Annotated in this window: 7 protein-coding genes and 1 pseudogene; 2 read left to right on the top strand and 6 right to left on the bottom strand. The window is 45.5% G+C overall.

From position 1 onward, the window contains the following. Positions 1-95: 95 nt before the first annotated feature. The 3 genes from H6F44_RS21275 to H6F44_RS21265 form a co-directional block, all read right to left on the bottom strand. Positions 96-1,328: an aminotransferase class V-fold PLP-dependent enzyme gene (locus H6F44_RS21275; protein ID WP_322096274.1), complete on the bottom strand. Its 1,233-nt coding sequence runs from the start codon at positions 1,326-1,328 to the stop codon at positions 96-98. 219 nt (positions 1,329-1,547) lie between these two features. Then, the gene (locus tag H6F44_RS21270; protein ID WP_190353095.1) at positions 1,548-2,303 is read right to left on the bottom strand and encodes a tRNA1(Val) (adenine(37)-N6)-methyltransferase; all 756 of its coding nucleotides are present in this window, start codon (positions 2,301-2,303) and stop codon (positions 1,548-1,550) included. A 159-nt stretch (positions 2,304-2,462) separates the two neighbouring features. Further along, entirely contained in the window at positions 2,463-3,290 is an 828-nt protein-coding gene (locus H6F44_RS21265; RefSeq protein WP_190353094.1) for a HEAT repeat domain-containing protein, read from the bottom strand. 421 nt (positions 3,291-3,711) lie between these two features. Between H6F44_RS21265 and H6F44_RS21260 the strand changes: the two genes are divergently transcribed. Continuing rightward, entirely contained in the window at positions 3,712-5,796 is a 2,085-nt protein-coding gene (locus tag H6F44_RS21260; protein WP_190353093.1) for a M3 family metallopeptidase, read from the top strand. 287 nt (positions 5,797-6,083) lie between these two features. Here H6F44_RS21260 and H6F44_RS21255 read toward each other — a convergent pair whose 3' ends face one another. Then, on the bottom strand, positions 6,084-6,635 hold the full coding sequence (locus tag H6F44_RS21255) for a YqeG family HAD IIIA-type phosphatase (RefSeq protein ID WP_190353096.1): 552 nt from the start codon (positions 6,633-6,635) through the stop codon (positions 6,084-6,086). Positions 6,636-6,821: 186 nt separating this feature from the next. Further along, a complete protein-coding gene (locus H6F44_RS23370) occupies positions 6,822-7,013 on the bottom strand; it encodes a Uma2 family endonuclease (RefSeq protein ID WP_322096273.1) in 192 nt (63 codons plus the stop codon). Between the two features lie 399 nt (positions 7,014-7,412). Between H6F44_RS23370 and H6F44_RS21245 the strand changes: the two genes are divergently transcribed. Beyond that, a complete protein-coding gene (locus tag H6F44_RS21245) occupies positions 7,413-8,012 on the top strand; it encodes a hypothetical protein (RefSeq protein WP_190353092.1) in 600 nt (199 codons plus the stop codon). Positions 8,013-8,124: 112 nt separating this feature from the next. Here the strand turns inward: H6F44_RS21245 and H6F44_RS23365 are convergent. Further along, positions 8,125-8,292: pseudogene (locus tag H6F44_RS23365) on the bottom strand (IS4 family transposase); the annotation flags it as partial.

Below are 8,292 nucleotides of genomic sequence, written 5' to 3'. Positions count from 1 at the left end.
TTGATTATACCAGAAAAAGGCTAAAGGCAATAAATTGCCTCGCTCGTTTCCCTCTCAGCGCTAAAGCACTGAGTTTCCCACTTACCGTATTATTTTTATGACGCAGAGATGCAGCAAGCGATCGCCTCTACCAAGCGATCAATTTCATCAAGGGTCGTTAAATAATGCACCGAAGCGCGGAGACATTTGGGAGTCGGAATTGCCCTGATAAAAATTTGTTGTTCCATTTCTAACTCTTTGGCAATTTGAGCAGGGGACTTAGCAATGCCACTATCCACATAAAAAGAAACTAGTCCCGATTCGGGGGCAGTTTGACGCACACAATTAATATGGGGTAAAGCCTCTAGCCTTTGCCACAGGATTGCACTTAGTTCGCAGATGCGTTGATAGCGTTGTAATTGCGATGCAAAACTATCAGCATGGGCGATCGCTATTCTCAAAGCTTCATAGAGCGCATAGGTAGAGCTTGCCACCTCAAATTTACTGCCATCACGCCGCCATTGCAAATTGGGCGGATCGCTGAGCAGACCGCGCCAACCCACAAATACAGGTTCAATCTGATCAAAAATTTCAGGACGGATATACAAAGCGCCAAGTCCGAGGGGCGCACACCACCACTTATGATTGGTAAAGGCATAGAAATCAACACCGCTAGTTTCTAGATTTACGGGTAGCATCCCCGCCGATTGAGCAGCATCAACGGCGAGCAAGGTCTGCTGTTGATGACAAACTGCGGCGATCGCTGCCAATGGCAATACCTGCCCCGTATTCCAGCAAACATGGCTAAGCATCACCATTTTGGTTTGCGGTTGCAAATTCTGGGCAATTAGCTCAACCACGGCGGTGCTATCTTTGCCATCGGCGCTAGTATTGCGAAGATCAAAAAGGGGAAAATAGTCAATCTCAATGCCGAAGCGTTTTTGCAATTGCAGCGCTGTAGCAATAATACCAGGATGTTCGCAGTCCGATAGCAGCAAGCGATCGCCCTGTTGCCAATCGACAGCCCACATCGCAATATTGCAGCCCACGGTCGTATTTTCGGTGAGGGTAATCGTATCGGCATTGACCTGAAATGCTTGGGCGATCGCCGCCTTAGTTGCCTCATATTCGCCCATCATCCAATCCCCTGCTGCCCTAGAAAAACAGCCCAAGGCTTCTATATGGTAAAAATTGCGGGTAATGGCTTCTAAAGCGGGCGTACAGATTACGCCTTGCCCTCCATAGTTAAAATAATAGCGATTTTTAACAGCAAGGGCAGGAAAGGCAGCACGGTGGGGGAGGAGGCGATCGCTTTCGGCAGTTTCAGACAAATTGGCAATTAAACTCACAACCCAACTCCTGCAAGAAATTTATAACTTGATTTACTACCCATTTTATAGCTAATTCATGTTTTAGAAAAGTTTTGCTCCTCCTAGATCCCCCTTAAAAAGGAGGACTTTTTTACTTGCGAAAGGAGGATTAGGGGGATCAACCAACATCTTTAGGGAATGTCTAGACTTCTCAAACAGGCCCTAAGACTACCCATATGCACCACAAGCTGTAAAGTGCTATGAGTAAAAGTCCTTAGTAAGGGCAATAAATTCTGGGCTGTAGATGTGTTTAGCTATTTCGATGACTAAGTTTGGTGATTGGGAATTGAGTGATAGATTTGGTGGTGATGTCGGCAACGCGATATTTTTAATGAATTGAATTAGTACACGCTTAATGGCACGATCGCTAGTGGGCTTAATTAACAATTGACGATCGCTGAACAAGTTAAACCTAGCGGCATTGGTGATTAGTTTTTGGGCAGTTTCCCAAGGATATATCACTGCCAAACTACCTTGGGTGTTGAGCAATTGTGATGACACTTGCAATAGTTCTGTGGGAGATAGGCGATCGCTATGTCTTGCCAAATTGCGCGATGATTGCGGCGATTTATAAGCATTCTCAAAAAATGGCGGATTGCTAATAATTAGATCGTACTTTAGAACATGGGTTTGCGAGAGAGAACTTGCTAATTCTTGAATGCTGCCATGATAGACATGAATGCGCTCTGACCAAGGCGATCGCCGCACATTATCCACAGCTTGCAAATAGGCGCTGTGGTCAATTTCCACTGCATCAATGATCGAGTTGGGCGATCGCTGAGCAATCATGAGGGCGAGTAAGCCTGTACCTGTGCCAATATCAAGCACCCTCTGGCGATGACAAACATCCGCCCAAGCGCCCAATAAAATGCCATCGGTTCCCACCTTCATCGCACATTGATCTTGATGAATGGCAAACTGTTTAAATTCAAAGCAGGATTTACGTCTTGGCATATTGTTAAGAAATATGTCTTTTTTGTGTTGCCACCCTTTGCCCTCAAACCCAAACCAATAGAGATTTTGAAAGCATCGCTTTGCAACAACTGCAAAATTATTCTTCCAAATTTTGATTGCAGTTCGCTTGATCGATAATTTTTTCGATAGCAATGGGGTTTAAAGCAGATCATCCATAATTGCCATCACCCGCTTCGCGCCATTGGTGAGATCGGGGGGGATCGCTAGGGTAATTTGCTTTTCTAGTACACCCTTTAAAGCAATTAATTTGAGGCTGTTTTCTGCCATTGTGTTGGCGATCGCCTCTGCCGCCCCCAGATAACCGATCGCCCCCAAGTCAGACAATACGGTGCGCCGCAACTGCAAATCTTCATTGCCAAGCGCCGCCACTAAGCGATCGCCGTAGTAGGTAGCTAGCTCTGGGTTGGGTTCTAATTGATAGAGTGCCCTTGCGGCGGCATAGCTCACCTTAGGGATCGGATGCTCCACAAAGGGCAGAATATCAGGAATTGCCTCCACTGCCCCCAAGGTTCCTAAAGCCTCAATGAAGGCATCAAAGGGATGGCGCAGGTCAGGATCGGGGGATGTGGGATCTGGCTCTAATTGCTGGGGTTGAATGAGTTCGATCAGTTTGGGAATACAGGTACGATCGCCCAGCATTTCTAAGGACTGCGCCGCCGCCTCCCGCACATAGAAATCTGTACAGTCTAGGGACTGGATTAGGGCAGGTACAGCTCGGCGATCGTCTAGCTTGCCCAAGGCACGTGCCGCATTGCGCCGTAGCGGGTAGCCGCCCACATCAGTACGATCGGCTTGATCAAACAATGCCTCAATTAGCAAAGTAACGGCAGCAGGGATTTTGACGCGAAATCTCCCTAGCCACCAAGCGGCATAGGTGCGTAGCCCCAAATCGTCACATTGCAGATTGATCAATGCCTGTTCAATTGTTAGCTGGTTGTCATCAGGAATTACCGATTCTTCATTCATAAAAAAAATTAGCGGCTTAAGATATTACAAAAAGCATAGGTTAAACTCACCGACTTATTTGATGAATTTATTGGATAAATTTATTTGAAGAGTTTCCAAGATAGCTAAGGTTTCGGGCTGGCACGCACCATCAACTGCCCCTACAAAATATGAATATTCAGGTAGGGGCAATCCCCCTGTGGTTATCCTGCTTGGCTAGCAGCAAGAGATTCACCATCTGCTTTCTGCGTAACATGAAAATCCTAATTAGGGCTTACACCTAGCGCAAATTGCCATCGCCTAGCATGGGAGAAGTCTTAGGATAGTTTGACAATACTGGGCAATTTCCGACTTGTCTAAGAAATTTTTGGGGATGGGAATTTTGGGCAAGCAAATCGCTGCCGTAAACCAATTGCTATAATCAAGTAAAAATGTAAGTAACATGAACGAAAATCAGAACCCATTACTCATCGGGAAAGGCTTACCCCCTTTTGCCGATATTCAACCAGATCACGTTATTCCTGCGATCGCCCAATTACTGGAACAGGCACATACAGGGCTAACTGAATTGGAAATAAATCTACAACCCACATGGTCTGGCTTGGTTGAGCCATTGGACAGACTTACAGAACCTTTGGGTTGGGCTTGGGGAGTGGTTGAGCATTTGTTAAGCGTCAAAAATAGTCCCACCCTGCGCGAAGCCCATAAAGAAATCCAGCCCAAGGTAATTGAATTTTTTAATCGATTTAGTCAAAGCCAACCCGTCTACAAAGCCTTTAAGTCTATCTACGGCTCCGATGTTTGGGATAGTCTAGAATCTGCTCAAAAGCGGATTGTCGAAGCGGCGATCCGCGATGCAGAGCTTTCGGGCGTGGGGCTAGAGGGTGCAGACAAGGAGAAATTCAACGCGATCCAAATGGAACTTGCGGAACTCTCCACCAATTTCTCCAACCATGTGCTAGATGCCACAAAAGCCTTTAGCATGACCCTCACCAAGCCCGATGAAATCGCAGGCCTGCCGCCAAGTTTACTATCTTTAGCTGCCCAAGCCGCCCGTCTTGATGGTGACGAATCCGCCACGCCCGAAAAAGGCGCTTGGTGCATCACCCTCGACTATCCTAGCTATGTGCCATTCATGCAGCATAGCCAACGCAGTGACCTGCGCGAAAAGCTCTACCGCGCCTTTGTCAGCCGTGCCGCCAATGGCGAATTTGACAATTCACCTTTAATCGATCGCATTCTCGAATTGCGTCAACAGAAGGCAAATTTATTAGGCTACAGCACCTATGCAGAATTGAGCTTAGCGCGAAAAATGGCTCCCAACGTCGAAGCAGTGGAGAAGCTCTTGGAAGAGCTACGGCAATCGAGCTATGAGGCTGCCGTTGCTGAGTTTGCCGAACTTCAGGAATTTGCCAAGGCACAGGGTGTCACCGATGAGTTGAAGCATTGGGATACTTCCTATTGGGCAGAACGCCAGCGCGAAACCAAGTTCAACTTCACGGTGGAAGAATTACGTCCCTATTTCCCATTGCCGCAAGTTTTAGAAGGACTATTTGCACTAGTCAAGCGCTTGTTTGGTATCGTCGTTGTCGCGGCTGATGGTAAAGCTCCCGTATGGCATGAATCGGTGCGTTTCTTTGAAATCCAGAAAGAAGAAGATGGACAGGCGATCGCCTATTTCTATCTCGATCCTTACAGTCGTCCTAGCGAAAAGCGGGGCGGCGCATGGATGAATGACTGCATCGGACGCGCTAAATTAACCGAAAATGGTCAAACCATCACCCGCTTGCCCGTTGCCTATCTCATTTGCAACCAGTCCCCCCCTGTCGATGACAAGCCTAGCCTGATGACCTTTGGTGAGGTGGAAACTCTATTCCATGAATTTGGGCATGGCTTGCAGCATATGCTCACCCAAGTTGATTATTCAGGTGCTTCGGGAATCAATAATGTGGAATGGGATGCGGTGGAACTGCCTAGCCAGTTCATGGAAAATTGGTGCTACGATCGCGCCACTTTATTTGGTATGGCAAAGCACTATCAAACGGGTGAAACCTTACCCGAGTCCTATTACCAAAAGCTGATCGATTCCAAAAACTATATGAGCGGCTCGATGATGTTGCGGCAACTGCATTTTAGTTTGGTGGATATCGAACTGCATCATCGCTATGAGATCGGCGGTAAGGAAACCCCTAGCCAACTGCGATCGCGCCTTGCGGAAACCACAATGGTAATGCCACCATTGCCAGAGGATAATTTCCTTTGTTCTTTCGGTCATATTTTTGCAGGGGGCTATGCCGCAGGCTACTACAGCTACAAATGGGCAGAAGTCCTCAGTGCCGATGCCTTCGCCGCCTTTGAGGAAGCAGGCTTGGAAGATGAAGCAGCGATCGCCTCCACTGGCAGACGCTATCGGGATACAGTCCTTGCCCTTGGCGGCAGCAAGCACCCGATGGAAGTATTCAAAACCTTTCGCGGTCGCGAACCCAGCACAAAGCCATTACTGCGTCACAGTGGTCTGAAAGCTTAAAAAAAGACAACTTAGAGATTGTTTGAAAAGTCTGGACATTCGCTAAAAATACTGATTGATCCCCCCTAGCCCCCCTTACGAAAGGGGGGAAAAGATTAAAAAAGTCCCCCTTTTTAAGGGGGATTTAGGGGGATCAAAACTTTTCAAACAGCCTCTTAGAAATCGTCTAGATCCCCCCAGCCCCCCTTAAAAAACAAGAGAATTTTCTTCTTCCCCCTTTACAATGGGGATGAATTTTCTTCCTCCCCCTTTGCAAGGGGGATTGAGGGGGATCTCTTAAGCACTTTTTAAACTTTTACCCCTGACCTGCGAGCAATCCAAATTTCACCATTTCGCAAAAAGCTAGATCGGATCTTAAAAATTGAAGCCAAGGATGGCTTCAAAAACTCGATATTTTCCTCGCAGGGCGGCTGTACCAAAATCGTGAAAAGACCTAGCCGATTGCCCACTATCGTATCGGTAAATAGGCGATCGCCCACCATTCCCACCTGCGCTGATGGTAATTGCATCGCATCCAACACCTGTCGCACCACCCGCCGCGATGGTTTCCCTGCCCGACTCCGATAGGGCAGATTAATACTTGCCGCCACTTTCTGAATGCGGCGATCGCTGAAATTGTTACTCGCTAGGCACAGAGAATATTGCTGCTGCTGCATTGTCGTCACCCATAGCCGCACCTCTGGCGATACATCCGCCTCATCATCACCAATCAGCGTATTGTCCACATCCAAAATCAAGCCTTGCAGACCATGTTTTGCCATTAGCTGCGGTGTAATCGCCGTTATCGGTGCTGCCAAAACTAGATCTGGAGTAATTAGTCGCCAAGCTTTCACAATTATTTTAAGGATGTTAATTAAATTCTTAAGATTATCTTACATTACTTTACGGTTACAGAAAACATTTGCTTTTGTAGACACCAAACAAAGACGAGAAAGAGTGGTGCAGCTCGTACTTTGGATTCAGTTCAGAATATCTTGAAGTATAGTTTTACGTTACCAACGCATAAGGCAAAACAGTCAAGGTGCTTACTCAAAAATCTGGGAGATCAAACAGGAAAAGTCTGACAAAAGTGGAGAAGTGAGCGTGTCATTCTCAAATAAAGTCATCACTAATGTGAGAATTCCATTTTCCCGCCGATAAACTTGAATTTGCTTCGCACGCCAATCTGCAATCCAATATTCCAAGACACCCATTGATGAATAGAGTTTAAGTTTCACTATACCTCTCTTTGCTAACCCATACCACATCTGGAATTACATCGTCTTTATCGCCAAAGATCACGCCTGCGCCCATTGCGGTATATCCTGAGTTAGTTTAATCTGACCATATTCGCTGTTTCAGCAGTAGCAGCGATCGCTTGAGTCATGATGGATTCCTAGGATGAGCGATATGGTGATAACAATCTGTTTAAGCGATCGCTAAGTCGAGTAAGTGAAGTAGTTAAATCTGGGTTTCGGAAATGTCGTTTTTTGTTGTTTAAGGTTGGATGGTCGTCAAATACCGCTATCCACAGGGATAACACCAATGTATTTGCAAAAATCCAAGAATTTTAGTGATTAAATTGGTTGAATAGTGATATATTCGGGGTTAAGTGGCGATCGCCCCAATATTTTATTATGTCTATTCAGTTATGGCTAAATTTTATGGGTTTTGTAAATAACAAAAGAGCCTTATCTTTAGTGAAGCCTATATTACCTTTTGGCTATTGCTTGAATGTAGCAATTTTGGCATTTGCGCTTATCGATGCTCATGGGCTTTCGGCTCAAGCTGGGAACTGCGACTATTCTACGGGTATTGCTGTTGGTGGACAGAATATTAGTATTGATCTATGTTCTATCTCTAGAGTAAGTTCTCGAAATGTGCGTTTTGAGTATTATCTTGGTGATGAACGCATTCAAGCTCAAGCTAATTGTCAATCTAGAACATGGATCACTTATCCAGAGCAAGCAGTTAATAGACCACAATCCCAAGCAACAAGAGATATGCTTCAAATTGTTTGTACTGCTCCTAGTTTTAATGAGGGAATAGCTATTGGTGTTGTATTTGATCCACCTTCAAATGTAAGGAGTTCTCCCAATGGTAGTATTATATGTACTATTAGTAAGTTAACTGCGATCGAGCTTAGTGGAGGTGTAGTCGGTGATGGTTGGCTTCGCACAAATTTTTGTGGTAGAGGCGGTGTAATTCATCGGAGTCAAGTTTTATTTAGAAGATAATCGAGACTACTACTGATTTATATTTCTATTTTGATGTATTTGATCAGAAGTGTTGAATCAGACATGAGGTTATCCCAAAAGTGGACACACTACTCCTGCAAAAAGCGTGATTTCAGCTTAATATCACTATCTTCCTAAACCAATGTACATAACTGATATTCTCACTCATGAATGCTTGTAAATACCTCAGTTTATCTAACATCTTACAGCCAAACTCTTTTGGTATCTCTACTAGCTCTAATAAAACATACGCTATTAAGCAAGTGTAGATTTGGATCGT

This window comes from Pseudanabaena cinerea FACHB-1277 (assembly GCF_014696345.1).
Lineage (GTDB): Bacteria > Cyanobacteriota > Cyanobacteriia > Pseudanabaenales > Pseudanabaenaceae > Pseudanabaena > Pseudanabaena cinerea.
The sequence above is the reverse complement of the archived record's forward strand: the minus strand, read 5'-3'. Positions and strand labels throughout refer to the sequence as shown.

Excerpts from the sequence above, each read along its gene's own strand:
- H6F44_RS21270 (WP_190353095.1), bottom strand. The coding sequence starts at position 2,303 with ATGCCAAGACGTAAATCCTGCTTTGAATTTAAACAGTTTGCCATTCAT.
- H6F44_RS21265 (WP_190353094.1), bottom strand. The coding sequence starts at position 3,290 with ATGAATGAAGAATCGGTAATTCCTGATGACAACCAGCTAACAATTGAA.
- H6F44_RS21260 (WP_190353093.1), top strand. The coding sequence starts at position 3,712 with ATGAACGAAAATCAGAACCCATTACTCATCGGGAAAGGCTTACCCCCT.
- H6F44_RS21245 (WP_190353092.1), top strand. The coding sequence starts at position 7,413 with ATGTCTATTCAGTTATGGCTAAATTTTATGGGTTTTGTAAATAACAAA.